The 24,270-nt window shown below is 61.9% G+C and carries 21 protein-coding genes and 3 pseudogenes; 8 read left to right on the plus strand and 16 right to left on the minus strand.

Annotated features, from left to right (window positions below; all coding sequences use genetic code 11):
* Window positions 1-499: 499 nt before the first annotated feature.
* The 8 genes from AC3WLT_RS33875 to msuE are packed head-to-tail and all read right to left on the minus strand — an operon-like array spanning window position 500 to window position 8,370.
* On the minus strand, window positions 500-1,336 hold the full coding sequence (locus AC3WLT_RS33875; RefSeq protein WP_492595976.1) for an ABC transporter ATP-binding protein: 837 nt from the start codon (window positions 1,334-1,336) through the stop codon (window positions 500-502).
* 2 nt (window positions 1,337-1,338) lie between these two features.
* Entirely contained in the window at window positions 1,339-2,700 is a 1,362-nt protein-coding gene (locus AC3WLT_RS33880; RefSeq protein ID WP_492595977.1) for an ABC transporter substrate-binding protein, read from the minus strand.
* A 58-nt stretch (window positions 2,701-2,758) separates the two neighbouring features.
* Window positions 2,759-3,808 (minus strand): branched-chain amino acid ABC transporter permease, encoded by a 1,050-nt coding sequence (locus AC3WLT_RS33885; RefSeq protein WP_492595978.1) that lies wholly within the window; start codon window positions 3,806-3,808, stop codon window positions 2,759-2,761.
* Window positions 3,809-3,816: 8 nt separating this feature from the next.
* Window positions 3,817-4,698: a branched-chain amino acid ABC transporter permease gene (locus AC3WLT_RS33890; RefSeq protein WP_492595979.1), complete on the minus strand. Its 882-nt coding sequence runs from the start codon at window positions 4,696-4,698 to the stop codon at window positions 3,817-3,819.
* 13 nt (window positions 4,699-4,711) lie between these two features.
* Window positions 4,712-5,491, minus strand: a complete 780-nt coding sequence (locus AC3WLT_RS33895) for an ABC transporter ATP-binding protein (protein WP_492595980.1) — start codon at window positions 5,489-5,491, stop codon at window positions 4,712-4,714.
* Between the two features lie 18 nt (window positions 5,492-5,509).
* Complete coding sequence (locus tag AC3WLT_RS33900; protein ID WP_492595981.1) at window positions 5,510-6,658, minus strand: AMP-binding protein; 1,149 nt, start codon at window positions 6,656-6,658, stop codon at window positions 5,510-5,512.
* Window positions 6,658-7,761: a dimethylsulfone monooxygenase SfnG gene (gene sfnG, locus AC3WLT_RS33905; RefSeq protein WP_492595982.1), complete on the minus strand. Its 1,104-nt coding sequence runs from the start codon at window positions 7,759-7,761 to the stop codon at window positions 6,658-6,660. Before sfnG ends, AC3WLT_RS33900 begins: the two co-directional genes overlap by 1 nt.
* Before the next feature lie 27 nt (window positions 7,762-7,788).
* Window positions 7,789-8,370: an FMN reductase gene (msuE, locus tag AC3WLT_RS33910; RefSeq protein WP_492595983.1), complete on the minus strand. Its 582-nt coding sequence runs from the start codon at window positions 8,368-8,370 to the stop codon at window positions 7,789-7,791.
* Between the two features lie 206 nt (window positions 8,371-8,576).
* Here msuE and AC3WLT_RS33915 point away from each other — a divergent pair, with 206 nt between their 5' ends.
* Genes AC3WLT_RS33915 through AC3WLT_RS33925 form a run of 3 tightly spaced genes read left to right on the plus strand, consistent with a single transcriptional unit; the run spans window position 8,577 to window position 11,181 of the window.
* Window positions 8,577-8,798, plus strand: a complete 222-nt coding sequence (locus AC3WLT_RS33915; RefSeq protein ID WP_492595984.1) for a hypothetical protein — start codon at window positions 8,577-8,579, stop codon at window positions 8,796-8,798.
* Window positions 8,799-8,839: 41 nt separating this feature from the next.
* Window positions 8,840-10,069, plus strand: coding sequence for an acyl-CoA dehydrogenase family protein (locus AC3WLT_RS33920; RefSeq protein ID WP_492595985.1), 1,230 nt, complete (start codon window positions 8,840-8,842; stop codon window positions 10,067-10,069).
* Window positions 10,066-11,181, plus strand: a complete 1,116-nt coding sequence (locus tag AC3WLT_RS33925) for a sigma-54 interaction domain-containing protein (RefSeq protein ID WP_492595986.1) — start codon at window positions 10,066-10,068, stop codon at window positions 11,179-11,181. The genes AC3WLT_RS33920 and AC3WLT_RS33925 overlap by 4 nt, the downstream gene beginning before the upstream one ends.
* 111 nt (window positions 11,182-11,292) lie before the next feature.
* Here the strand turns inward: AC3WLT_RS33925 and AC3WLT_RS33930 are convergent, their stop codons facing one another.
* Window positions 11,293-12,537, minus strand: a complete 1,245-nt coding sequence (locus AC3WLT_RS33930; RefSeq protein ID WP_492595987.1) for an acyl-CoA dehydrogenase family protein — start codon at window positions 12,535-12,537, stop codon at window positions 11,293-11,295.
* A 663-nt stretch (window positions 12,538-13,200) separates the two neighbouring features.
* On the opposite strand from AC3WLT_RS33930, the gene AC3WLT_RS33935 reads away from it, so the two are divergent.
* Window positions 13,201-13,359 (plus strand): hypothetical protein, encoded by a 159-nt coding sequence (locus AC3WLT_RS33935; protein WP_492595988.1) that lies wholly within the window; start codon window positions 13,201-13,203, stop codon window positions 13,357-13,359.
* 482 nt (window positions 13,360-13,841) lie between these two features.
* Here the strand turns inward: AC3WLT_RS33935 and AC3WLT_RS33940 are convergent, their stop codons facing one another.
* From AC3WLT_RS33940 to AC3WLT_RS33970, 7 genes and pseudogenes are all read right to left on the minus strand, one after another.
* Complete coding sequence (locus tag AC3WLT_RS33940) at window positions 13,842-14,399, minus strand: AMP-binding protein (RefSeq protein ID WP_492595989.1); 558 nt, start codon at window positions 14,397-14,399, stop codon at window positions 13,842-13,844.
* Between the two features lie 3 nt (window positions 14,400-14,402).
* A pseudogene (locus AC3WLT_RS33945) lies at window positions 14,403-14,684 on the minus strand (MFS transporter); the annotation flags it as partial.
* Between the two features lie 39 nt (window positions 14,685-14,723).
* A pseudogene (locus AC3WLT_RS33950) lies at window positions 14,724-14,891 on the minus strand (hypothetical protein); the annotation flags it as partial.
* Window positions 14,892-15,089: 198 nt separating this feature from the next.
* Window positions 15,090-16,139, minus strand: a complete 1,050-nt coding sequence (locus AC3WLT_RS33955; protein WP_492595990.1) for an AraC-like ligand-binding domain-containing protein — start codon at window positions 16,137-16,139, stop codon at window positions 15,090-15,092.
* A 180-nt stretch (window positions 16,140-16,319) separates the two neighbouring features.
* Entirely contained in the window at window positions 16,320-17,846 is a 1,527-nt protein-coding gene (locus AC3WLT_RS33960; protein ID WP_492595991.1) for an amidase, read from the minus strand.
* Window positions 17,847-17,898: 52 nt separating this feature from the next.
* Window positions 17,899-18,963 (minus strand): aliphatic aldoxime dehydratase, encoded by a 1,065-nt coding sequence (gene oxdA, locus AC3WLT_RS33965; protein WP_492595992.1) that lies wholly within the window; start codon window positions 18,961-18,963, stop codon window positions 17,899-17,901.
* Between the two features lie 79 nt (window positions 18,964-19,042).
* Window positions 19,043-19,939: a transporter gene (locus tag AC3WLT_RS33970; protein ID WP_492595993.1), complete on the minus strand. Its 897-nt coding sequence runs from the start codon at window positions 19,937-19,939 to the stop codon at window positions 19,043-19,045.
* A 549-nt stretch (window positions 19,940-20,488) separates the two neighbouring features.
* Here AC3WLT_RS33970 and nthA point away from each other — a divergent pair.
* The 4 genes and pseudogenes from nthA to AC3WLT_RS33990 all read left to right on the plus strand — a co-directional run.
* On the plus strand, window positions 20,489-21,088 hold the full coding sequence (gene nthA, locus AC3WLT_RS33975) for a nitrile hydratase subunit alpha (protein ID WP_492595994.1): 600 nt from the start codon (window positions 20,489-20,491) through the stop codon (window positions 21,086-21,088).
* Between the two features lie 44 nt (window positions 21,089-21,132).
* The gene (gene nthB, locus AC3WLT_RS33980) at window positions 21,133-21,831 is read left to right on the plus strand and encodes a nitrile hydratase subunit beta (RefSeq protein ID WP_492595995.1); all 699 of its coding nucleotides are present in this window, start codon (window positions 21,133-21,135) and stop codon (window positions 21,829-21,831) included.
* Window positions 21,828-23,111: a GTP-binding protein gene (locus tag AC3WLT_RS33985; RefSeq protein WP_492595996.1), complete on the plus strand. Its 1,284-nt coding sequence runs from the start codon at window positions 21,828-21,830 to the stop codon at window positions 23,109-23,111. The genes nthB and AC3WLT_RS33985 overlap by 4 nt, the downstream gene beginning before the upstream one ends.
* Window positions 23,112-23,372: 261 nt before the next feature.
* Window positions 23,373-24,211 (plus strand): annotated as a pseudogene (locus AC3WLT_RS33990) (Tn3 family transposase); the annotation flags it as partial.
* Window positions 24,212-24,270: the final 59 nt, after the last annotated feature.

Here is a 24,270-nt window from a genome sequence, read left to right on the forward strand (position 1 = left end):
ACGGTGACCGTGATAGAGCGATTTCGATTTCTTCATCACGCCATCTTACGTGACCGACCTGATAACCTGACAACGCCCTTTGAAGAGCATTCCTGAGCTCAGGAATATGCCCGCAAGGGAGCGACGCTTAGTTTGGAGGCGCGTCTATCGCCGGACTTGGCACCACTGGCAGACTTGGGTCGGTCTGCTTGCCTGTGGCATATGCGCTGGTTTGGGTAGTCACTTGGGTGCAGAGGTTGATCACCCGATATTTGGCGCGGCGATCGGGGGCGGCGTCGGCGGATTGGTCTTCTCGCAAGTTTCAATCTACGTCGCGCGGTTGCATTATAAAGATGTTTTACTAGGCCTCGATAAGTAGGCTCTTGCGCAATTAAACTGAACGGGCGGCCGCAGTTGTTCGCGAAATTTGTCGCCAGTCCGTGCAATTGCGCTTCGTTTGAGTGTCCGCTCGCCGTCAAGATCAGTGGCTGAAACCCGCAACCAGTTGTTAGCGATGTTGCTAGACCGGGAGAGAATCCGTCTCGGCGCTTGGGATAGCAGGCTGAGTTCGTAATCGACGTGACCTTCGCGGCGTTCCGTCAACACCGGGTTGGCCACTACCCAGATACGCATTCCGCAGGGTGTCGAGCCTCAGCAGCGTTGGTGCGTTGCCTTGCGCGACGACCCGGCCACTTTCGAGTACATATCCGAATTGTGCATAGCGCAACGCAATCGCCGCATTCTGCTCCGCCAACAGGAAGCTCACGCCATCGTCCCGATTGAGGGCCGCCACCATTGCGAAGATCTCTTCGACAACCTGCGGAGCGAGCCCCATCGAAGGCTCGTCGAGCAATACCAGAGCGGGCCGCGCCATCAAGGCGCGGCCGATCGCAACCATCTGCTGCTCGCCGCCGGACGTATAGCCCGCAAGCGTCTTGCGACGCTCCTTGAGCCGCGGAAAGATCCCGTAGATGCGCTCGAGGTCCGCCTCGAGCTCCGCCCGTCTAGGCCGCCGCACAAACGCGCCCAGCCGCAGGTTCTCTTCGACCGACAAATGCGCAAAGCAACGCCGCCCCTCCAGGACCTGGACGAGCCCACGCTCGGCGAGCGTCCACGGGTCGGCGTCGGTGATCGCGTCGCCGCGATACGCGATGCGGCCCGACGTCAGTTCGCCCCGCTCGGCGCGTATCAGGCTCGAGATGGCCTTCAGCGTGGTGGTTTTGCCCGCACCATTGCCGCCCAGCAGCGCGACGATGGCGCCGGTCGGCACCGTCAGCGAAACGCCGCGCAGTGCCGGAACGAGCTGGCTATACGTCACGGCGATGTCCTCGACCTGCAGAATCGGGGCGGCGCTCATGCTCAGATATCCTTGCTGCAATCGCGCGGCGTAATGCCTTTTTCCCTAGCGTACGCGTTCGCCGACTTCTCGATGATCGGACGCAGCAGTGCACGATCTGCCTGCACCCAGCCGCTAATGACCTTCCATTGCTGGCCGTCCCACTGCTGGAAGCGTACGGCGCCGCCGCCTTCGTGATCGGAGCACGACAGTTTCAACGGCTGAACCAGCCCGTACGTACCCAATTGCTTGAGACGCGCGTCGTCGAGATTCAGATGCTCGAAGCCCCAGCGCACCTGTTCACCGGTGAGCGGTTTGTTGCCGAATTTGGCCTGCGCCACGCGCAACGCTTCGACATTGAGAATGCCGTTGACCACGCCCAGGTTGTAGTACACCGTACCGAAACGCGCAGGGTCTTTCAGGTTGCCGTTGCCGGGTTTGATCACATACTGATTGATCGCCTGAATGACGGGAAAGTCGGTACCCGAAGGATGCGTGGTGATCGAAATGAACCCCTTTGCGGCGTCGCCTGCTGGGCGCGCATCCTCTTCCGAATTGCTCCAGATGTTGCCGATGATGTGATTGGCCGGAAAGCCCACTTTCTGTGCTGACTTCAACGCGACCGGATTCATCACGCCCCAGCCGCGCAAAATCACCCAGTCCGGGTTGATCCGGTGAATGGTGAGCCACTGCGAACCTTGCTCGTTACCCGGATGCGGCACTTCGATCTGCGTGAGTTCGAAGCCGTATTTTTTAGCCAGTGCGTCCAGCACGGGAATCGTCTCGCGGCCGTAAGGAGAGCCGTGGTAGAGCACCACGATCTTCTTACCCTTGAGCTGATTCAACCCGCCTGATTGCTGACCGATGTAATTGACGATCGCGGAGACTTCGCTGTACGGGTTGAGTTGCAGCGGAAAGACATACGGAAACACCGCGCCGTCGGTGGAATCCGTGCGGCCGTGGTTGATCGTGATCAGCGGAATTTTATCGGCGGTCGACCGGTCGAGCGTCGCATAGGCGATGCCGACCGAAAGCGGATTGGTCGCCGCCGCGGGAGCGCCGTTCAGGCCGCCCTTGAGCCGCTCATAGCATTCCACGCCCTTTTCCACGACGTATTCGGTTTCGCATTCGCTCCATGTCAGCTTGACGCCATTGACGCCGCCATCGCGCTTATTGATGAGGTTCATATAGTCGATGAAGCCGCCGAAGAAGCCGCTGCCGCCCGCCGCATACGGGCCGACGCGGTAGCTTTGCAGCGGGAAGTACTCTTCGCCCGCGGCCTGCGCGGTGGGTACGGATGCAGCGGTGAGGGCAAGCATCAGGCTGGCGGCAGCCGCCACGCGCGATACCGTCCCGCGCCTTTTAAGGGAGTCGATGAAATTCATACTGAGTGGACCTTGAATGGACAAGCGGTGGTTTGAAAAACGATGAGAGAAACCGGCGTTATGCACGCAGCGGCCAGTCGCGCAGACGATTCCGCGCAGTCTGAACCAGTCTTGCAAGCCCGTCCGGCTCCTTGATGAGAAAAAAGATGATCAGCGTGCCGAAGAGGATCTTCTGCAGGTTCTGCAACTGGCCGGCTTCGATACCGACGGTAGCGAGCGCACCGGCCGCGTTCGAGAGGAGAATGGGTAGCAGGACGATGAACGCCGCGCCCAAAAAATTCCCGCCGATACTGCCCATGCCGCCGATGATGATGATGAACAGCACCTGAAACGACAGATTGAGATCGAAGCCGTGCGGCTCGACCGTGCCCAGATAAGCGAATGCCCACAGCGCGCCCGCAATGCCGATGACGAACGAACTGAGCGCGAATGCGAGCAGCTTGGTGCGGCCGATCGGAATGCCGATCACGCGCGCAGCCGTGTCCATGTCGCGCACGGCCATCCAGCGTCGGCCGAGTTCGCTGTGTACGAGGCTGGCCGCCAGAACGAACAGCACCGAGGCGACACCGAGTACGAGCAGGTAGCGCGCAGCGGGCGTGCCGATTTTCCAGCCGAATGCCGCGAGACGCGGCGCGCTCAGGACGCCCGACGTATCGTCGTTGGAAAACCAGCTCACCCGCGTAAAGATCCATTCCACGAAAAACTGCGCGGCCAGAGTCGAGACGATCAGGTAGAAGCCCTTGATGCGCAGACTCGGCAAACCGAACAGCGCACCGACAACGGCGGTGATCAGTCCGCCGAGAAACAGATCGACGACCAGCGGCAACGCCGGCAGCCGCACCACTAGGTTGTAGGTGGCATAGGCGCCGACCGACATGAACGCAGCGGACCCGAGCGAGAGTTGTCCCGCATAGCCGGTCACAAGGTTCAACCCCAGTCCCGCGAGCGATAGCACGAGAAACGGAATCAGAATCGCGTTGAGCCAATAGTCGTTGCCGAATACGGGTATGGCGATGAACGCGGTCAGCGCGAGAATGGCCGCGAACCCTATCTTCAGCAGCGGCAAGCGCTGCGGGTGCGATTTCAGGATGATGTGTGAGGATGACATAGGCGGCCTCACACGCGTTCGACGGCGGGTTCGCCGAATAGGCCGACCGGCCGCGCGAGCAGAAACAGCATCGCGAGCAGATAGGGAAACCAGTTCTCGATGCCGCCGCCGAGCAGACTGCCGACAAAGACCTCGGCGAGCTTCTCCGATGCGCCGATCAGCAGACCGCCGACAATCGCCCCGCCGATCGACGAAAACCCGCCGATGATCAGCACCGGCAGCGCTTTCAGCACGACCAGCGACAACGAGAACTGCACGCCGAGCCGCGCGCCCCATAGGAGCCCCGCCACGAGGCTGACAAAGCCGGCCAGCGCCCACACGATCGCCCAGATGCGCGGCAGCCGCACGCCGATGGCCAGTGCGGCGAGCGGGTCGTCGGCGACGGCGCGCAGCGACAAGCCGAGCCGTGTGCGATTGGTCAGCAGCGACAGGCCGATTACCAGCACGCCGGCGGTGGCCGCGGCAAAGATGTCGAACTGACTGATCATGACGCCGCCCACATTCAACGGTTTGTCGTCGATGCCAAGATCCAGGCCGTGCACCTGGGCGCCCCAGAACAACTGCGCTGTGCCTTCGAGAATGAAGCTCAGTCCCAGTGTCGCCATGAACAGGACAATGGGCGGCCGATTCACCAGTGGGCGAAGTACAAGGCGGCCGATCAGCAACGCAATCAGCACCAGTGCCGCGAGCGTCACGCCGAACGCGAGCACGGGGTTCACATGCCGCTCGACCAGGCTCACGTAGGTCAGCGCGCCAAACAGCACCATCGACCCCTGCGCGAAATTGAATACACCGGACGCTTTATAGATCAGCACGAAACCGATCGCGACCATTGAGTACATCACGCCCGCCAGCAAGCCGCCGACGAGTACTTCGAGGAAAAATCCCATGTTGTTCGGTCTCTCAATGACGGGTGCCGAGATAGGCCGCTAGCACATCCGGGTTGCTGCGCACGTCGGCGGGGGCGCCGTCGGCAATCTTCTTGCCGTAGTCGAGCACGACCACGTGATCCGACAGGTCCATGACCACGCCGATGTCATGCTCGATGAGGACGACAGTCACGCCGAATTGCGTGTTGGCGTCGAGCACATAGCCGGCCATGGCGCGCTTTTCGTCGGCATTCATGCCGGCCATCGGCTCGTCGAGCAGCAGCAGACGGGGCTCGGCGGCGAGGGCGCGGGCCAGTTCGACGCGCTTTTGCACGCCGTAAGGCAGCGTGCCGACGGTGGTATGCCGATAGCGTTGCAGGTCGAGTGCGTCGATCACGATTTCGGCATATTGGCGCTGCGCGGTTTCATCGCTGCGCGCGCGGCCGATGTTCAAGGTCTGTTCGAGCCACGTGCTGCGCCGGTGCAGATTGCGGCCGGTGAGCACGTTGTCCAGCACGCTCATGCGGCGAAACAGCGCGATGTTCTGAAACGTGCGTGCGATGCCGCTGTGCGCCGCGTGATACGGATTCATCCGCCGATAGGCGTAGCCGTCGAAATGCACGCTGCCGTGCTGCGGCTGATAGACCCCGTTGATGACGTTGAGCAGCGAGCTTTTGCCCGCGCCGTTAGGGCCGATCAGTGCGCAGATTTCACCCGTGCGCACCGCGAAGCTGATATCGGTGATCGCTTTCACGCCTTTGAACGACAGCGAGATGTGATCGAGCGACAGCAGGGCGCTGGAAGATGTAGTCATGGAGTCTCGGGTCATGCATCAATATGCCGGCTGTTCCGCCGCGCCGTCTGCCGCGTAGCGCTGGCGCATCGGTGCTTCACGCTGCTGTTCGACGCGCCGCCACTCGCCGGTATCGGGCCAGGCGCGCACGTCGACACGTAACGCTTCGAATAGCGCGGCGGTCGTCTCGTCAAGCGGTGGCCCGATGACGAGCGCGGCATGCGTGCGCGAAAAGCCGATTACTTCGCGCAACGGGCGGGTGATGAGCCACCAGGTCAAGGTGCGCGCCAGCGGACCGCCCTGCCTGCGCTGCGCCCGGCTGATCAGACGACGGCGCCATGAGCGTGCGCCTGGCAAGCGGTCGTCGACGAGCTGGGCCACCCGGGCATAGGTTTCGCGCGTGCCGGCGACCAGCGTCGGCGCGAGTTCGCGGCGATCGTTGTCGCGCGTCGCAAGTGACTCCGGAAAATTCAGGCGGAAGCCGCTCAGCACCCACGGCGCGATCAGGTAGCGCGCCTGGGACGCCGCGGCGAATGCGCGTGCGGCAAACGCTTCGTCGCCTGCAGTCAGTTTCTCCGCGCCGACGAATTGCCCGGCTTCCCGTACCAGCGTCGCATGGGATAAACGCTGGGCAACGAGCTGCCCATCCGTATCAAGACGCACGAAGGCGAATGCGTCGTCGTGAGGATGAGCGGCGGAGGCGAAGCGGCCTTCGTGCAAGGTCGACAGTGCGCGATAGTCGGTGACGTCGGGATGCGGATGGGGCGTCAGATTGCGTGGGTTGGCATCGATCACACGCAATCCTTCGCGCGCCAGTAGACGATCCACCTGGTTGTCGTCTTCGGCGAACACGAAGCGTGGGGCGAGATGCGTGAGCACTGAGCGCAACGTGTCGTCGGTGAGTTGCGGGTCGAGCGGTATTGCCACGCCGCCGTTCCACTGGGCCGCGAGCGACAGTAGCAGCGCCTCCTCACGCGGATGACTGACAAGCAGCAGGGCGTCGCCCGCCGTAAAATCGCGTTGTGCGAGACCGGCGGCCAGTTGCTCGACCGCCGTGGCCACGTCGTGCCATGACAACGCGTGCCATGCGCCCAGCCGCTTGTAGCGCAAGGCGATAGCATGCGGCCGGCGCTGCGCCTGATGGCGCAGCCAGTCCGGTAGCGTCGACGGCTTTGCGTTCGCCATCATCAGGCAGCCTTTGCCTGCTGCTTGCGTTCGAGCTCGCGCACCAACGGCAAGACCCGTTTGCCGAAGTACTCCACCTCTTCGATGAAATGTAGGAAGCCAGTCAGCACGAGGTCCACTCCCACCGATTTCAGTTCGACGATGCGCTCGGCGATCTGCCGCGGCGTACCGATGAGATTGGTGCGGAAACCGTCGTTGTATTGCACGAGGTCTTCGAAACTCGACTTGGCCCAATTGCCTTCGCCTTCGGGCGAAGCCTTGCCGGCCTGCTTGACGGCGTCGCCGAAGGCATGCACGGCTTCGACGTGCGCATGCTTGATGATGTCGGCGAGCACCGCTCTGGCCTCTTCTTCGGTATCGCGGGCGATCACGAAGGCATTAACGCCGATGCGCACCTTGTGATTGTTTTTGGCCGCCTTGGCCTGGATGTCGTCGATCTGCGCCTTCAGATTTTCCGGTGTATTGCCGTTGGTGAAGTACCAGTCGGAAACGCTGGCGGCGTTGTCGCGTGCGGCGCGTGAACTGCCGCCCTGGAATATCTCCGGATGGGGCGTCTGGACGGGCTTGGGACTCAGCGTGTAATCGTTGAAGCGGTAGAAGTCGCCCTTGAAGGTGAAGTTGTCCTGCGTCCAGATGCCTTTGAGCGCCTGAATGAATTCGTTCGAGCGGCGATAGCGTTCGTCGTGTTCGAGCCATGGCTCACCGATCGCGGTGAACTCGCCTTTGAACCAGCCGCTCACCACGTTGATCGCAATGCGGCCGTTGGAAATATGGTCGATCGTCGCCAGTTGTTTGGCAACGACTGCGGGATGCCACGGGCCCGGCAGAATCGCGGCCAGGACCTTGAGTCTGGTCGTTGCGTGCAATAGGGCCTGACTGAACGAAACCGATTCGTGCTGATATTCGGCACCGTACCCGGCGGTGAAACGAATCTGGCTCAGCGCGTATTCGAAACCCGCCTGTTCGGCGGTCTGTGCGAGCTTCTGGTTGTACTCGAGACTCCAGTCGGTGCGCTGTTCGATCGTGCTGACAACCAGGCCGCCGCTGACGTTGGGCACCCAGTAGGCGAATTTGATGGCATCGTCGTGAGAGTGGTTCTGGCTCATGGTGTTCCTGATGATTGAGTGACGGGTCTATGCAGCCAGTGTTGCGGCTTGCGGGAACGGAACTGGGATGCGGCCGGCATGCAGCCATGGCAGCGCACGTGTCACCGCCAGTGCAATGCGTTCTTCCAGTGCCGGGTTCGAAATCGCATAGCCGCTGAAATCCGCTTCCGACGCATACACGCCGATCGGCAGGGTGCGCGCCTGAAAGAAGCTGAAAAGCGGGCGCAGCTGGTGATCGATGACGAGCGCGTGGCGATCGCTGCCGCCTGTTGCGGCAAGCAGAACCGGCACATCGAACAGCGCCTCGTGATGCACGAGATCGAACAGATGCTTGAAAAGCCCCGTATACGACCCACGATAAACCGGGCTCGCCACCACCAGCAGGTCGGCCGATTCAATGGCCTTGATGCGCGCCTCCACGTCGGCAGGGACCTGCGCGCGATGAACCGCGCCGGCGAGGCTTGAGGCGATCTGGCCGAGTTCGACGAGATGCGGGTCGACTGGCAGCGCGTCGCCGAGTGCGGCGAGCACGCGTTCGACCACGATGAGAGTGCGTGACGGCCGTTGCAATCCACCGGAGACGGCGACCACTTTCAATCTGTTGCTCATGCGAACAATCCTTTCAATCGAAAATGAATTAATCGGGAGTGCAGCTTATTTAGCGAATACCGTGCCATCGGCTTTGTGCGGGAAAGCCGGTCTTTTGACTAACCCGCCGACATCCGTCGATCGCCCGCCAAGTCAAATGGCATGCCTGTTCGAAGCTATTTCGTCGGCGCATATCGCGGTGACATGAAACCATTGCAGGCTGTCGTATGAAGCTGGTGAAGCAATATGGCCTCAGCGCTGCTGCTGGAGCAGCAGCGCCGGGTATCGGCGCGGCGCGTGCAGGCTTTCAGTATTCCGACAAGTCTGTTGCCTGGGAGGCGTCAAATGGCTGCGGTGCTGATGCAGAGGCAGCGTCCATAACGACGCTGCTGCGTAATCAGCAATTCGACTTTGGTTACCAGAACAAAATGCATCGGAAGGTGCGGTAGATCGTCAGAATATCTCTCTCAGGAAGCAACTCTGTGGCCATATGAATTCGACCTACGTACTGCAGGACGCGCCGCCTTCTGTGTTACCGGACGATGAGACAATCGCCGTCACTGAAACGCCGCTGCAGATCGCGCAGCAGCTGGCGGTGGGGTTTGCCACGACTGCCGCCGAGCGCGACGCGCTGGGTGGAACACCGAAAGCCGAACGGGACGCCTTGCGCGCCAGCGGTCTTCTCGCGATGAGCATTCCTCTGGAGCATGGAGGTCTCGGAGCCAACTGGCGTCAAACCCTGGACGTGGTGCGTACGCTCGGCCGGGCGGACAGTTCGCTCGGACATATATTCGGTTTTCACCATCTGATGTTGGCAACGGTTCGCCTGTTCGGTTCGCCGCCGCAGTGGCGCGCATGGCTCGAGCAGACTGCGCGCTATCAATGGTTCTGGGGTAATGCGTTGAATCCGCTCGATGAGCGGACCGTGAGCTACTCGCACGCGGATTGGCGAGAGTTCAGCGGACAGAAGAGCTTCTGTTCTGGCGCGCTCGATTCCGAAATGTTGATCGCATCCGCTCGCGACGCTGACACCGGGACTTTGCTGGTCGCGGCGGTGCCGACCGGGCGCTCAGGTATCTCGGTTGCGGAGGATTGGAACAATATCGGTCAGCGGCAAACGGATAGCGGCACGGTGACACTGGAAAAGGTGCGTGTGGAAAATCACGAGATTTTGACCGAGCCAGGGCCGCTGTCGACGCCTTTCGCCTGCCTGCGTCCGTTACTCGCGCAATTGATCCTGACGAGTATCTATCTGAGCATCGGGGAAAGCGCGTTCAATGATGCGCGCCACTACACGCTGCACGAAGCGCGTCCATGGCATACGTCCGGTGTGCAAACTACGTCGGCAGATCCTTATATTCTCGGCCAGTACGGCGAGTTCTGGGCGGGCCTCGAGGCGGCGCGGCTCCTGACCGACCGCGCGGCAGACCGTTTCGATGCCGCCTGGACCCGCGGAGATGCGCTGACCGAAGCCGAGCGCGGTGAAGTGGCATTGGCGGTCGCAACGGCCAAGGTCGCCGCCACCGAAATCGGGTTCAGTATCTGTACCCGGATGTTCGACGTCGCCGGAGCGCGCGCGACGCATGGCGCGCTCCGGCTGGACCGCCATTGGCGAAATTTGCGCACCCATACGCTTCATGATCCGCTCGCCTACAAGCTTCGCGAAATCGGCGAATGGACTTTGACGCAACGATATCCGACGCCGAGCTTCTACTCATGAACTATTCACTCAATCACGTGTTACCGGACCGCTCAACCATCGCGCGAACGGAAGCGCCGCCTTTGCTGACCATGCCAGACAAGCGCACGCTCATCACCTCCATTCGTGCTACCGCGCAGGTCTTCTCGGACCCGCGATCGGTGGCGTTGCTCGAACGCATTCGCATGGTGGCGCCGAGCGACGCCAACGTGCTCGTGATCGGCGAGACGGGGACCGGTAAAGAGCTGGTCGCACGCCACGTGCATAACCTCAGCGTCCGCAAGGGCGGCCCCTTTGTGGCGGTCAATTGCGGGGCATTCTCCGAGTCGCTGGTGGAAAGCGAATTGTTTGGCCACGAGAAGGGCGCATTCACCGGCGCGTTCTGCGCGAAACCCGGCTGGTTCGAAGCGGCCAATGGCGGGACGCTGTTTCTGGATGAGATCGGTGATTTGCCGCTGTCGATGCAGGTCAAGCTGCTGCGCGTGCTGCAGGAACGGGAAATCGTGCGGCTCGGCTCGCGCAGGAGCATTCCAATCGACGTGCGGGTGTTGGCCGCCACCAATGTGCATCTGCAGGACGCCGTGGCGGCGGGACATTTCCGCGAGGATCTGTTTTATCGCCTGAACGTGGTGCATCTGGCTGTGCCGACGCTGCGTGACCGGCCCGGCGATATCTTGCCACTGGCCCGATATTTCATCGATGAGTATCGAAACCGCCTGGGATACGGCGCTGTCAACATCGAGCCGCGCGCGGAGCGCAAGCTGCTGGAGCATAGTTGGCCCGGCAACATTCGTGAACTCGAGAACGTTATCCACTACGCGTTATTGGTGTGCCGCAGCGATTCACTGGGCGAGGGCGATCTGCAGATGTCGTCGTTCGGGATGCATGTGTCGCGACGAGCGGCCAACGAGCCGGCGTCAACAACACCGCTTGAAGGGCTGGAGGCGGCGTTGCGCCATCTGTTCGATAACGCGGAAGGCAACCTGTTCGAACAGATCGAAGATACCGTGATGCGCGTGGCATTCGACTTCTGCTACCGGAATCAGATTCAGACGGCGAGGCTGCTCGGCATTAGCCGCAACGTGCTGCGGGCACGGTTGATCCGCGCGAAGCAGATTTCGGCGCAGAAGTAGGCTCGCACTGCCGATGGTAGACGCAGCTTCTTATTTGCTTGCCGTTAGAAGTCGATGCGGACCGGCCGCGAGGCTGGTCCGCCTGACGCTGCATGCCGTGGCGGTCGCGGACTAAGCTGCCGTTCTGCTGTTGCCGATCTGCCAGACGAAGGGCGGCTCTTTGCCGTTGATTTCCCAGTCGCCGACGATCCGTTCCTTGTAGATAAGCGGGTTATGCGATGCCGCTGTGCGCGCGTTTCGCCAGTGACGGTCCAACAGTTTATTTTCGCTGACACCCGACGCACCGAGTGCGTTGAAGAGGTCGGTCGTCGCCTGCAGAATCAGTGCTGCCACCGCGATTTGCGCCTTTGCCGATTCAATTTCGGCCGCCACGTTTGCGGCCTGTTCGGCATCGCGGTCGGTGCCGAAGCGCGTTTCGTACGCTCTCTGCGAGGGCTCTGCAGCACGCACAGCCGCGGCCTCTGCGGCGTACACGCGGGCCGCGATTTGCCCCACCACCTGCTGCACCTGGGCATCTTCGCTGACGCGTGGCGCGTTGCCGTGGCTATAAACCCGGGTGCGCTTGCGCACTTCATGGGAGATGTCGCGTAGTGCCGCACGCCCGGTACCCGCGATCACAGCGATCAGCACGAGTTGATAGAACGCCGTCTGATATTTGAAGCGCGTGGAGAAGTCGATGATGTTCTCTTCGTCGACCACAGCGTTTTCGAATATGGAAGTGCCGCTTCCAGTGGTGCGTTGGCCAAAGCCATCCCAGTCGTCGCTTTGTTTGACGCCCGGCTGGCGCGTACTCACCGCTGCGATGACGTCGGCGCCGTTGTCGTCGCGCTGCGCATAGACGTCGATCCAGTCGGCGAAGATGCTTCCCGTGCTGTAATACTTCGTTCCGTTGACGACCCATTGGCTGTCGTGGCGCGATACGCGCGTGATCACGTCACCAATCTTGACCGCACCGACTTCGGTCCAGGCATTGCCGACGATTTCACAGGCCACGAAGCGTTGAAGCCATTTCTCCCTTGCAGCGCCGGGCGCGGCGTTGATCCTGTCCTCAACGAAAGCGAAGTGGCCACGTAATGCTTGCGGCAGGCTCGAGTCGGCCTCGGCCAGTTCGATCAGGAGCTGCACGAGTTGCGGCAGTGACGCGCCGGCGCCACCGTACTCGACCGGCACTCTGACGGCGCCGAAGCCTGCTTCCTTCAACCAGACAATCTGCTCATACGGCAGCGCACGGATGCGTTCGCGTTCGAGCGCTCCTTCCGCAATCCGGCTGAAGATAGGTCGAAACCTGGCGGCCAACTGTTCATAGTCGGTGCCGCGTGAAAGTGGCGATGTTTCGTGTCGGTTTCGTGCTGTCATGCGCCCGCTCTAAGGTCGATGTGTGGAATGAGACAGAGCGATCTGGCTCTCGTCGTAAAAAGTAAAGAGCACAAGGCATGCCATCGCGCTAAACGTCTATCGGCCTTCATGAATCGGGAGAGCGGGGGAATTTTCCTGCTGGTACCGAAGCAGTGTGCTGATGAACTGCTTGTCTGAAGGCAGTGGATAGCACTGATGGGAGGGAATTGGTGAGGGGGCCGGTTGCAGGATCATGCGCGATACGCTCGGTAATGTCTGTCGGCGAGCGCGCGAACGTTGCGGCGGTGATAGGCACTTGATTTGGTTCTCTTCGGTTGAACTGCAAAGCTGGCTCCTTTCGTTTGAGTACCCAGGCGCTTGGCGTCAGTGTCTTGACTCTCATGTCGACGGATGCGCGGGTGCCAGTGAGAGTCTTTAGGAATCGGCTAGCTCATCGAACGGTGTACTGGAAAGCTGCATGTGGACATAAATAATGCAACTAACCGTCAAGGACCAACCAATCAACCCCAAACGTCAAAACCTCATCTATAAGGTGGAGCCGGTCCGGCATCTACCCGAACTCACGTTCTAGGCGGACACGGTCGGCCACGCGTTTCGATCTGGTAAATTTGGAAGCGAGCGACAGTAGGTAAAAAGTTCGCCGATGAATTTACGAGGTGTCCGATGGACCTACTGGATTTCGCCCCAAGCGTGTCGGCCGACGGAAGCAGAATCGATTTCCGCCTGTGCTTCGCCGAGTGTGCAATCACGCGCGAGGCACTCGAAGTCTATTTCTGGTATCCCCGTGATTTCAATGCAGATTACGACGGTAGCGTGATCTAGACGTGACATGGACCAGCGGTCAGCACCTAATATAATCCCCAATCAAATCAACCGTTTCCTGTCGGGCCTCGGATGACTGCTGACGAACTCGGGGCAGGCCTCGCTCGGGGCGGTTTCGCGGCGATAGGAGCACTGCTCCCGGATAGCCTGCCGGCGGTCGCTCGAAAACGGGTTTCCCAGCGTTAGATTCGCACGCTATTCCGGCCAGACAGACGTGATGCCAACTGCTGGCATACCTGTCAGCGACACGGCGCGGTGGGATCACGCGCCGACCGCTCGACTGGCCGCAAAGCCAGACTGGACAAGACTTTCCGGCGGGCGCGGGCGAGTTTGACGCAAGGCGCTGCCGCGCTTGCCGACGCCAGAAAACGCAAACAGCAACCATCTGATTTTCATGGATATTTAAATCGGGCCGGTTCGCAAAGCCTTGTCGGGCTTGAAACGGCCTACCGTCGTAATCTGCATTGAAATCACGGCGATACCTAGCCGGAAACCGAGCGAAAAGCGGCGATCATGTTCCGGTGTGTGAGCAGCACGCCCTTTGAATCGCCGGTTGAGCCCGACGTGTAGAAGATGGTCGCGGCGTCATGCGGTGCAATGTTCGTGGCGTCCGGCGCACCATCGATCGCGAAGCAGACGATGCGTTCCGACAGACGACCGCCGGGCATGTCGGCACTGGCCGCGCGATGGCGGGAAGCAACACGGAGGGCGGTTGAGCGCGATGCGATGAGTGCGCTTGCGCCGCTATCGGTTATCTGCTGCTCCAGCTCGGCAGTGGGAATCGTGTGCCGGATGCACGCAAGTACGCATCCGGCCTTCAGGACACCCAATGCGGCCGCTACGGCGTGCGTTGACATCTCCGAATAAATTGCAACGCGCGCGCCAAACGGAACATCAAGACGGCGGAGTGTTTCGGCGATAATCGACGCGTCGTCCAGCAATTCTTCATAGGTTGCCGAACTGCCGTCGACCGTCAGCGCGATCTTGCCTCGCTGGCGGATCGCGCTGTCTTCGAAGTAGCTGTGAAATCGCTCCATCATGACCTAGCGTTCGTGGGAGGATGCTGACGCCGCCGAGGGGTTCTGGTCTTTCCGAAAACGCGGAGCAAGCGAGACAAGGAGGCCGAGGCAGCCCATACACAACGACAGAACCAGAATTACCGTGCCGGGGCCGAAGCGGGTCGAGAACACCCCTACCGCGAGACCAGCGAGTGGTTGTGTCATGTTGTTGAGGAGAATGACAACGCCCGTGGTTTTACCGTAGTCACGCGCCGGGATGATTTTCTGCCGCGTGCTGCGGATATACACGTTGAACATCTTGTCGAAGTCTGGCCGGGATTCGTTAAAAATCCGCCGCATCTCAGCCTAAGCGGCTGATTTGAATGCGAAATTGATGGTCGGATCGAGTGGTGGAACTGGGCGCAGAAGATCCAGCAGATAGTCACCGAGCCGGTTAATGTGCTCCCGCCGGTACGGTGAAAGCACCTTGAGGACATCAGCGTCGACCGGATGCCCCTTCTCCTGCAGCTCCCTACGGGCGGCCGATCATTGCGACGCATGACGTCCGTCAAGGCTTATGCAGCAAGGCTTTCCCAAATGCTGGCGTACGTAAAATTTCCGGATCCTGAAGGTACCCCGACTTGGGGTTGGAGACTTCATGTGCAGCCAAACCAGTTGTGCAGACCACGCCCAGGCAATCTCACGTTGCGGCGGGTGGCCCGTACACACGCATCATCGGTCGTGCGGACGTGTTGTCACCGCCCGATTGCGCCATTCGCGCGGCGATGTCTCGAAGCGCTCACGGAATGCGCGACTAAAATGCGACATGTCGTTAAACCCCCACCGCAACGCGATATCGGACACGCGCAGCACCGCGCACTGCGGATTCACGAGATCCTCCGCACAGCGTTCGAGCCGAAGGTTCCATACGTAACGCATCAGCGACGTGTTCTCCGCCTCGAACAGCTTGTTGATGTATCGCGACGAAATTCCGATCGCCTGCTCGATCATCATCGGGTTCAACTCCGGGTCCCGCAGGTGCTCGAGCAGATGCCGCTTCACGCGCGTCAACGTTAGCGCCTTCATCCTTGATTGCACGACATCGTTGCGCTGCAGGTTCCCGAGCGTCATCGCGATCAAAGAGATCGCGGTGTCCGACAACTGCAGCATCTCGTCCTCGGACACATGGCGGATCTGCGACGACATCTGCTCGAGAAAACCACGCATCACGCTGCCGACGCCCTGCGCGGTCGGAATCGGGCACGCGGTGCGGTGCTCCATCCCGACGACGAGCTGGTTCAAAGTCGTGCGCGGAATGCTGACGACGATCTCGTGCCACGACTGTCCGAACTGAAGGTGATGCGGGCGCGTCGCGTCGTAGATCGCGAAATCGCCCGGATGCAGCGTGACAATCTTGCCGTCCTGCTCGACCGATTGACTGCCCTCGAGCATCAGCACCGCGAAGTATTTGTCCTCGTACTCGCTGCGCGCCTGCCGATAGCGCCGGATCACCGCCTGCTCGCTCGCATGGATATCCGAGATCCGCAGCTTGTCGCATTTGCGCTGCCGCACTTTTCCGAAGAAATCAGGCTTTTGCACCGCTGCGATCTGCACGTCCGCGAACAGGCGCAGGATCATCTCGCGCCAGAATTCGATGCGTTGGCTAATCGAGCCGGCGGTTGCCACCTCGATCGCCGAACTCGTCCACTCGAACGGCGCACCGCCGGACACGACGCCCGGTACTGTGTCGCGCGCGGCGGGAATGATCGGTTGCATCGTCATGATCGTGCCCCAACATGGATGAGCGAACGGGGGATCCGGTAGCCTGCCCGTTCAAAAAGTCGTTGTCCAATCGATCCGACAGCTTACGCCGCATCGCGCGCCGACGCGACGCCCGGCGCGGCGACCCCCGCATGGTCGCGAAGGCCGCGCCGCCGGTCACACCGACGCGTGTCGTACGCGTCAGACGAGCGCCGTCTGACGCCAGTCGGACGATTGTTCAAACGCATACGCGCACCGATAGATCGTCGCCTCGTCGAAGCGGCGGCCGACCAGTTGCAGCCCGATCGGCAGATCCTCGGCAACGGCGCACGGGAGCGACATTGCGGGATGCCCGGACACGTCGAACGGTGCTGTGTTGGCGAGCATCTCGAACGCGCGCGTCAGCGATTCCGACATCGCGCAGCCGGGTTCCGGCAGCTTCGACGCGCGCATCGGCACCGTCGGCATCAGCAAAAGATCGTACGATTGCAGCGCCGCGTCGTAATCCGCGCGCAGCCGCCGCGCAAGGTTCTGGCACTTCGCGTAATAACGCCCGCGATACCGGCTCGTGAAATACTCGCCGAGCAGCATGGTCACCTTCACGGTATCCGGCAGCTCGTCGGCGCGCTCGCGCCAGCCCGCGTGGTGATCGATCATCCCTGTCACGTACAGGCCGCCCCAGTTGAAGCCGTGGCTGTTGCCCTTCATCATCTGCTGGGTTGCGCCCTCGGCCGCGATCGGCAGCCAGATCGCGGTGCCCGTCCCATGCAGTGGCACGGACACCTCGTCGACGCTCGCGCCGAGCTTGCGAAGCCGATGTGCGGCGAGTAACACCGCCTCGTCGACGACCGATTCCGCATTCGCGAGCCCGAACCCTTCGCGCAGGATCCCGATCCGCAGCCCAGCGACGCCGTCGCGGATCGCGCCGAGATAATCGGAGCGCGGCGGCAGCGCCTGCTGACGCGGATCGAGTCCGTCGTAGCCAGCAATCACATCGAGCAGCAGCGCATTGTCGAGCACGTTGCTGGTCATCGGCCCGAGATGGTCGACGGTCGCCTCGATCGGCATCGCGCCGGTGTACGGGACGAGTCCATGTGTCGGCTTCATCCCGTAGACGCCGCAATACGCGGACGGAATCCGAACCGAACCGCCCTGGTCGCTGCCGAGCGCCATGTCGACCTCGCCGCTCGCGACCAGCGCGCCGCTGCCGGACGACGAGCCGCCCGACGAATGCCCGGCCTTGCGCGGGTTGTGTACGGGCCCGGACGCGCTCGTGTGCGAGCCGCCAGAAAAACAGTAATACTCACAAGTGGATTTGCCGGCGATCGTCGCGCCGGCATCGAGCATCCGCGTGACGGCGGTCGCGTCGACGTCCGGCACGTAACCCTCGAACGTGCTCGCGCCGTTGCGCATCGGCACGCCGGCCACGCAGATGTTGTCCTTCACCGCGACGGTCTTGCCGCGCAGCTTGCCGTCGGGCGCACCGTGGATCGTGCTCTTGCGCGCCCACGCGCCGTAGCGGTTCTCGTCTCCTTCCGGGCGATAACCGGGCGTGCGCGGATACGCGACGGCCGGCAGATAATCGGGCAGCGCGTCGATCGCGTCGTACGCATCGAAATTCGCCTGCAGTGCTTCGTCGTAATCGGCGAGCTGCCGTTGATCGACATGGAAGCCGAAACCGGCTGCGAGGTCGGAAAGTTGTTCACGGGTCGGCCGCTTGATAGCCATCAACGTTCTCCAGATCGGTAAGACGGCGCCGCACACGCGGCGCCCGGACCATTCAGCGGGCGGTGGCGATCGCGACGGCGTCGCGCATCATCCCGGTTCGCGGATGGCAATTCACGTATTCGTACACCTGATGTTTCGCGTCGAACACGGACACCTCGTGATAGAGCCGCAGCTTCGACAACCCGGCGACGACGCGGAAGAACGTGACGAAGATCCGCAGATGGGTCGGATGCGATTCGGCCCAGCGTTCGAGCCGGTCGAGCGAACGCCAGTGCCCGATGTTGTAGCTCTCGTCGAGCAGGTTGCCGTTGAGATCGATCGACTGCACGTAGCGGTTGCTGTAGCAGCCGGCGTCGGCGCCGTTGTCGCGCAGGAAGTCCATGCCGGCGCGCAGCGTCGGCTCGATCTCGTCGAGATACAGCCGGCGCTCGTCGTTCTCGGTCGCGCGCCAGTCCTGCCCGGATCGGATCAGCGCGATGTTGTCGTGCGCATGCACGACGACGCGGCCGGCTTTCGACGGATCGCCATGCACGATCCGCAGCTCGCCGTCCGGCCGCATCCAGTCGACCTGCGAGATCGGAAAGCGGTCGCGCATCGATCCCCAGTAGCCGTGTTCCTCGACCTCGCCGCTGCCGCTGTCCATGATCGCGCCGACGCCCGGAAAATCCTCGGTGAACGCGTACAACGTCTCGAACTGCTCCGCGCGCGGAGCGACGATCTCACGGAAATAGCCGATCCCGTCGGTGAGACGCTCGTCGGACGCCCACCATTCGGCGATCGCGGGCGACGTGAGCCAGCGCTCGTACGCGGCCGGGTCGCGCCAGTAGCCGACGGCGATCAGGTTGTCATACCCCTGGTTGTCCGTGTGCTGCGTCAGGTCGTGGTTAGCGGGGCCGTCCGCCGCGCCGAAATCTGCGACGATCCGGCGCAAAGCGGCGAGCGCGGTCGCCCGCTTGTCGGTGCCCTGATACTGCACGCCGAAGTAACCCATCACGACCAGGTTCAGGTCCTCGGCCGCGCGTGCGACGTACATCGGGAACGGCGGCTGGTAATCGTCGGCGACGCGGCGCGACAGTGTGCGCGGGCAGACCAGGTGTTTGTCGATGGCGGATTCCATGAATGACCTCGTTCGAAAATTAATGGGATGTCGAAGAATCAAAGATAAGGATGACGAATCGGTAAGGCTCAGACCCGGTTCAGAAAATGTGCGCGTAGCGCAGACCGACGAGCAGGCTGTCCTTCGGACCGTTGCGCACGCTCAGGTCAGTGCCGAGCTGGATCTGCACCTGGTCGGCTTTCGTCACGAATTTCGACGCAGTTACCCGCATCCGTGTCGTGCGCAGTGCGTCGTGGCTGTCGATCCCGTCGACGCTAGTCTCACCGCCCCAGAACTGCGTGACGCCGAGGCCAAGCGACGTGCCCGGATCCGGCATGTAGCGGACCATCGCCTGCGCGCTGTAGCTCATTCGCTGATGTAGCGTCGCGCCGCTCGCGCCGTATGACGTGTTGTTGCCGTACCAGATCGCGTCGCCGACCAGATCGAGCGCCCAGTGCGGCGAGAAGTGCTTCACGTACGCGGCCTGGAAGTCGAGCGACCAGCGGTTCGCGCCGAAGTTGAGACTGCGGTTCTGGTCGTAGCTGCCCGTGGGCGCGTACAGATAGACGGTCGCGGCCGCGATGTCCTTCGCGTCGTTCAGGCGGAGCTTCAGCGGCGCGGTCAGGATCACGTCGCCCACGCCAGTCGTGCTGCCGAGCGCGCTCGCGTTGCCGAAGCCGCTGACGTGACCGAACGGTAGCAGGATCTGCGGATCGATCGTCAGCCGGTCGGTCAGCTGGAACACGTGCAGCAGACGCGCGATGCCGACGTTCGACTGCAAGTCGAAATCCGACGTCTTGCTACCGTTCGAGTAATACGCGTTCGTCGCCGAGTAGTTGTAGTACAGCACGCCGATGGTCGCGCCGGCCGGGTACTGCTCGTAGTCGCCCGGATCGACCTCGACCGCGCCCGCGTAGTGCGTTGCGACCAGCATCAGCGACGCGCCGATCCAGCTCGCGATCCGCTTCAGTTTAGTTTTGTTGACGTTTTCCATCATTCCCCTCACCTGGATGAGCAGACACAACCGCGCTCGACGTGCGAGGAACGTGTGCCGTTACCGGACGCCAGTATTGTGGTGTGCTGCGTGGCTGTTATCCGGCAGTGCGTCCGACGCGCCGCCGATTCGTGACAACCCGATGGGCGTCGCTTGAGAGAGAGAATAGGAAGGCAAAATATGCGGTTCTGTTTCCTGACGGAACAAGAAATTGGCTGGGGCGGGCTTCTGCGATCGGCGCTACGCGGCGGCAACAAAACGGCTATCCGTCACTATGATTTCCTGCCGACGGAGCGCCCCGGCCGTCGGCGCATACGACAGTCGGGCGCCTCGTATACAGCGGGTTGCCCCGCGCACTTCCCGCCCCGTCGCCGACTGCGCGCCTGAATCCGTCTCAGCACAGTTTCTGATCCGTTCGGACAAAGAACCACGCTTTTTCTCTTCTTACCCTGTTCTTCGAGCGTGACCGGAAACGCCCGCGTACCCGCCCGGGCACGGTGGCGGCATCGACGCCACGACGGTCATCCCGATCCATCACAAGGAGTCCCCACCATGAGCGCGAACCCATCCGCGGAAACGACCTCGACGCCCGGCGAACGTGCCTGGGCACTGCTTCGGGTCATGAGGGAAAAGAACCTGATCCCCGACGGCTATATCGAAGGCCTGACGGAACTGATGTCGACGACCTGGGATCCGGCGAACGGCGCGCGCATCGTCGCGCGCGCGTGGGTCGATCCGGCATTCCGCGAGCTGCTACTGAAGGACGGCACCGCGGCGTGCGCGCAGTTCGGCTACACCGGCCCGCAAGGCGAATACATCGTCGCACTCGAAGATACGCCGACGCTGAAGAACGTGATCGTCTGCAGCCTCTGCTCGTGCACGAACTGGCCGGTGCTCGGTCTGCCGCCCGAGTGGTACAAGGGCTTCGAATACCGCGCGCGACTCGTTCGGGAAGGCCGCACGGTGCTGCGCGAACTCGGCACCGATCTGCCCGACGACGTCGTCGTGAAGGTATGGGACACGACGGCCGAAAGCCGCTACCTGGTGCTGCCGGTACGCCCGGAAGGCAGCGAGCAGATGAGCGAAGCCGAGCTGCAAACGCTAGTCACGAAGGACGTACTGATCGGCGTCGCGCTGCCGCGCGTGGGCTGATCAGCACCGCCCTATCCCAACGACATTCATTCAGGAGTACACATATGGACGGCTTTCACGACCTCGGCGGCTTCCAGGGCTTCGGCCGGGTTCCGCATGCGATCAACAGCCTCGGCTACAAGCCGGTATTCAAGGAAGACTGGGAACATCTCGCGTACAGCCTGATGTTCATCGGCGTCGATCAGTTGAAGAAATTCAGCGTCGACGAAGTGCGACACGCGGTCGAACGGATCGACGTGCGCCAGCACGTCGGCACGCGCTACTACGAGCGCTACGTGATCGCGACCGCGACGCTGCTTGTCGAAACCGGCGTGCTGACGCAGGAAGAACTCGACCGCGCGCTCGGCTCGCGGTTCAGGCTCGCGAATCCGCCGCATTCGCCGGGCCGCGCGGCCCACGCCGGCTCGACGCGGTTCGAAGTCGGCGACCGCGTGATCGTCCGCGACGAATACGTGAGCGGGCACATCCGCGCACCGGGTTACGTGCGCGGAAAGGAAGGCATCGTGCTGCATCGGACGACCGAATCGTGGCCGTTCCCGGACACGATCGGTCACGGCGATACCAGCGCCGTGCATCAGCCGACCTATCACGTCGAATTTCGCGTGAAGGATCTGTGGGGCGATGCCGCGGACGACGGCTACGTGGTTGCCGATCTGTTCGAAGGCTATCTGGACCGCGCGCCGGCACGCGCCGATGCCGCAGCCGCGCGGGGCGGAAAACACGCCGACGGTGTGCCGGCGTGAATACAATCGCGCCATCATTCGCGTCATCATCTGCACCGGACGATCCGGCGGCACGGATCCCGGTGACCGTGCTGTCCGGGTTCCTCGGCGCGGGGAAAACGACGCTGCTGAACCATGTCCTGTGCAATCGCGCGGGACTGAAGGTCGCGGTGATCGTCAACGACATGAGCGAGGTGAACATCGACGCGGACGATGTGCGGCGGCATGTCGAGCTGCATCGCGGCGAGGACGAGCTCATCGAGATGAGCAACGGCTGCATCTGCTGTACGCTGCGCGCTGATCTGCTTGAGCAGATCAGCGTGCTTGCGCGGCAGAGACGCTTCGATTACCTGCTGATCGAATCGACCGGCATCTCGGAACCGATGCCGATCGCCGAAACGTTCGCGTTTCTCGACCGGAACGGCTTCAGTCTCAGCGAGCTCGCGCGACTCGATACACTCGTCACCGTCGTGGACGGCGAAACGTTCGAGGCGATGCTGGAATCGACTGACCCCGTCTCGGCCGGTGGCAGTGGCGATGACCGCGATCAAGGCAATGACGGCATCGACCCGCGCAAGCTCTCGGATCTGCTGGTCGAGCAGGTCGAATACGCGAACGTAATCCTGGTCAGCCGGATTGATCGGATCGGCGAAGCGGATTTCGAGCGGCTGCGGGCGGTGCTCGTCTCGCTGAATCCGTCCGCGCGGATCCTTCCGATGGCAAACGGAAAAGTCGATCCGTCAGAGGTGCTGCATACCCGCCGGTTCGATCTGCCGGCGCTCGTCCAATCACCGGGCTGGATGCAACGGATACGGGCCGACGATCGGCCGTCGGAATCGGAGTCGTATGGGATCGCGTCATCGGTTTATCGGGAGCGCGCGCCGTTTCATCCGGCGCGCCTCCTGGCGTGGTTACAGCAACCATGGAGCAACGGCCGCCTGCTTCGCTGCAAGGGCTATTTCTGGACTGCGCATCGCCATGTCGATATCGGTATGCTCGTCCAGACCGGCGGGCGCTTTCAATGGGGCTATGTCGGACGTTGGTGGCGCTTCGTTCCGCAGCCGGACTGGCCGCGCGACGACTATCGTCGTCAGGGCATAATCGACAAATGGGAGGAGCCGGTCGGCGATTGCCGGCAGGAAATCGTGTTCATTGGACAGGCGATCGACCACGCCCGGCTGCGGCGGGAGCTCGATGCGTGTCTGCTGGCCATTACCGAAATAGACCCGGGCCCGAACGAATGGGCGCATCTGCCGGGTGCCGATGCGTTCGATGCGGAGGCGGTCGCAGGCTATCGGTGACGCCGCCCCGCGCTCCTTGATTTTCTCGCAACAGGCCATCGGTCATGTCCGGCGTAATTTCAAGCATGCCGATGCGGGGCGCTCGCTTTCTCGAGCCGCGGACACTTCGAAGATCGGCTGTGCTGAGCCGATCGAGCAACCTGGGCATAAGGCGACGCGCAGATGCGCCCTCATCTCAAGCTCCGCAGTTCCCTCGCGGCAGTCCTCAGTTCAAGCCTGTGACGCAGCCTGCGCACACAGATGTATCGGTATCGCTAACCCTACGTGTCCGACATGTACATCGCGCTGTTCAGCCACTTCATCCCGTGCGGTGTTCACGAAGCCGTCTACATCCTCGACGGGCTGATCCGGAATGGCGCCGACGTCAAGCCCGACACGATCCACGGCGATACGCAGGCGCAGAGCGGTCCGGTATTCGGCCTGTCCTACGTGACGGGCATCAGTCTGATGCCGCGCATGCGCAACATCAAGGATCTCGTGCTGTACAAGGCCGACAAGCGCCGCAAGTATGAGCACATCGACAGCCTTTGTGCCAGGCCATTGACTGGACGCTGATCGAGCGACACTATCTCGACATGATGCGTGTCGCAGTGTCGATCAAGGCGGGCAGAATGACGCCGTCCACGATCCTTCGCCGCCTCGGCTCGGAGAGCACGAAAAACAAGCTCTACTTCGTATTTCGGGAACTGGGGCGCGTGATCCGGACGTTGTTCCTGCTGAAATATCTCAACGAACCGGAGTTGCGCCGCACGATTCACGCGGCGACCAACAAGAGCGAGCAGTTCAACGACTTCGCGCAGTGGCTGATGTTCGGCGGCGAAGGCGTCATCGCCGAGAACGTCCGGCACGAGCAGCGCAAGGTGATCAAGTACAACCATCTCGTCGCGAACATGGTGATCCTGTACAACGTGCAGTGGATGTCGCGCAGGCTGAAGGAGTTGCAGCAGAAGGGGCATCCGGTCGATGCCGAGGTGCTCAAGGTGCTGTCGCCATACCGGCGGGAACACATCAACCGGCTCGGTGACTATCTGCTGGATCTCCAGCGCCCCGTCCCGCCACTCGATCCGACCATCGATTTCGCATTCAAATCAGCAGCTTAGGCTGAGATGTGGCGGATTTTTAACGAATCCCCGCCAGACCTCATTTCGAATTGGTCGCT

The sequence above is a fragment of the Paraburkholderia sp. FW306-2-2C-D06C genome (assembly GCF_058781505.1).

What these genes read in the sequence shown, in the direction of transcription:
- AC3WLT_RS33875 (WP_492595976.1), bottom strand. Translation starts at nt 1,336, where the DNA reads ATGAGCGCCGCCCCGATTCTGCAGGTCGAGGACATCGCCGTGACGTAT.
- AC3WLT_RS33880 (WP_492595977.1), bottom strand. Translation starts at nt 2,700, where the DNA reads ATGAATTTCATCGACTCCCTTAAAAGGCGCGGGACGGTATCGCGCGTG.
- AC3WLT_RS33885 (WP_492595978.1), bottom strand. Translation starts at nt 3,808, where the DNA reads ATGTCATCCTCACACATCATCCTGAAATCGCACCCGCAGCGCTTGCCG.
- AC3WLT_RS33890 (WP_492595979.1), bottom strand. Translation starts at nt 4,698, where the DNA reads ATGGGATTTTTCCTCGAAGTACTCGTCGGCGGCTTGCTGGCGGGCGTG.
- AC3WLT_RS33895 (WP_492595980.1), bottom strand. Translation starts at nt 5,491, where the DNA reads ATGACTACATCTTCCAGCGCCCTGCTGTCGCTCGATCACATCTCGCTG.
- AC3WLT_RS33900 (WP_492595981.1), bottom strand. Translation starts at nt 6,658, where the DNA reads ATGATGGCGAACGCAAAGCCGTCGACGCTACCGGACTGGCTGCGCCAT.
- sfnG (WP_492595982.1), bottom strand. Translation starts at nt 7,761, where the DNA reads ATGAGCCAGAACCACTCTCACGACGATGCCATCAAATTCGCCTACTGG.
- msuE (WP_492595983.1), bottom strand. Translation starts at nt 8,370, where the DNA reads ATGAGCAACAGATTGAAAGTGGTCGCCGTCTCCGGTGGATTGCAACGG.
- AC3WLT_RS33915 (WP_492595984.1), top strand. Translation starts at nt 8,577, where the DNA reads ATGAAGCTGGTGAAGCAATATGGCCTCAGCGCTGCTGCTGGAGCAGCA.
- AC3WLT_RS33920 (WP_492595985.1), top strand. Translation starts at nt 8,840, where the DNA reads ATGAATTCGACCTACGTACTGCAGGACGCGCCGCCTTCTGTGTTACCG.
- AC3WLT_RS33925 (WP_492595986.1), top strand. Translation starts at nt 10,066, where the DNA reads ATGAACTATTCACTCAATCACGTGTTACCGGACCGCTCAACCATCGCG.
- AC3WLT_RS33930 (WP_492595987.1), bottom strand. Translation starts at nt 12,537, where the DNA reads ATGACAGCACGAAACCGACACGAAACATCGCCACTTTCACGCGGCACC.
- AC3WLT_RS33935 (WP_492595988.1), top strand. Translation starts at nt 13,201, where the DNA reads ATGGACCTACTGGATTTCGCCCCAAGCGTGTCGGCCGACGGAAGCAGA.
- AC3WLT_RS33940 (WP_492595989.1), bottom strand. Translation starts at nt 14,399, where the DNA reads ATGATGGAGCGATTTCACAGCTACTTCGAAGACAGCGCGATCCGCCAG.
- AC3WLT_RS33955 (WP_492595990.1), bottom strand. Translation starts at nt 16,139, where the DNA reads ATGACGATGCAACCGATCATTCCCGCCGCGCGCGACACAGTACCGGGC.
- AC3WLT_RS33960 (WP_492595991.1), bottom strand. Translation starts at nt 17,846, where the DNA reads ATGGCTATCAAGCGGCCGACCCGTGAACAACTTTCCGACCTCGCAGCC.
- oxdA (WP_492595992.1), bottom strand. Translation starts at nt 18,963, where the DNA reads ATGGAATCCGCCATCGACAAACACCTGGTCTGCCCGCGCACACTGTCG.
- AC3WLT_RS33970 (WP_492595993.1), bottom strand. Translation starts at nt 19,939, where the DNA reads ATGATGGAAAACGTCAACAAAACTAAACTGAAGCGGATCGCGAGCTGG.
- nthA (WP_492595994.1), top strand. Translation starts at nt 20,489, where the DNA reads ATGAGCGCGAACCCATCCGCGGAAACGACCTCGACGCCCGGCGAACGT.
- nthB (WP_492595995.1), top strand. Translation starts at nt 21,133, where the DNA reads ATGGACGGCTTTCACGACCTCGGCGGCTTCCAGGGCTTCGGCCGGGTT.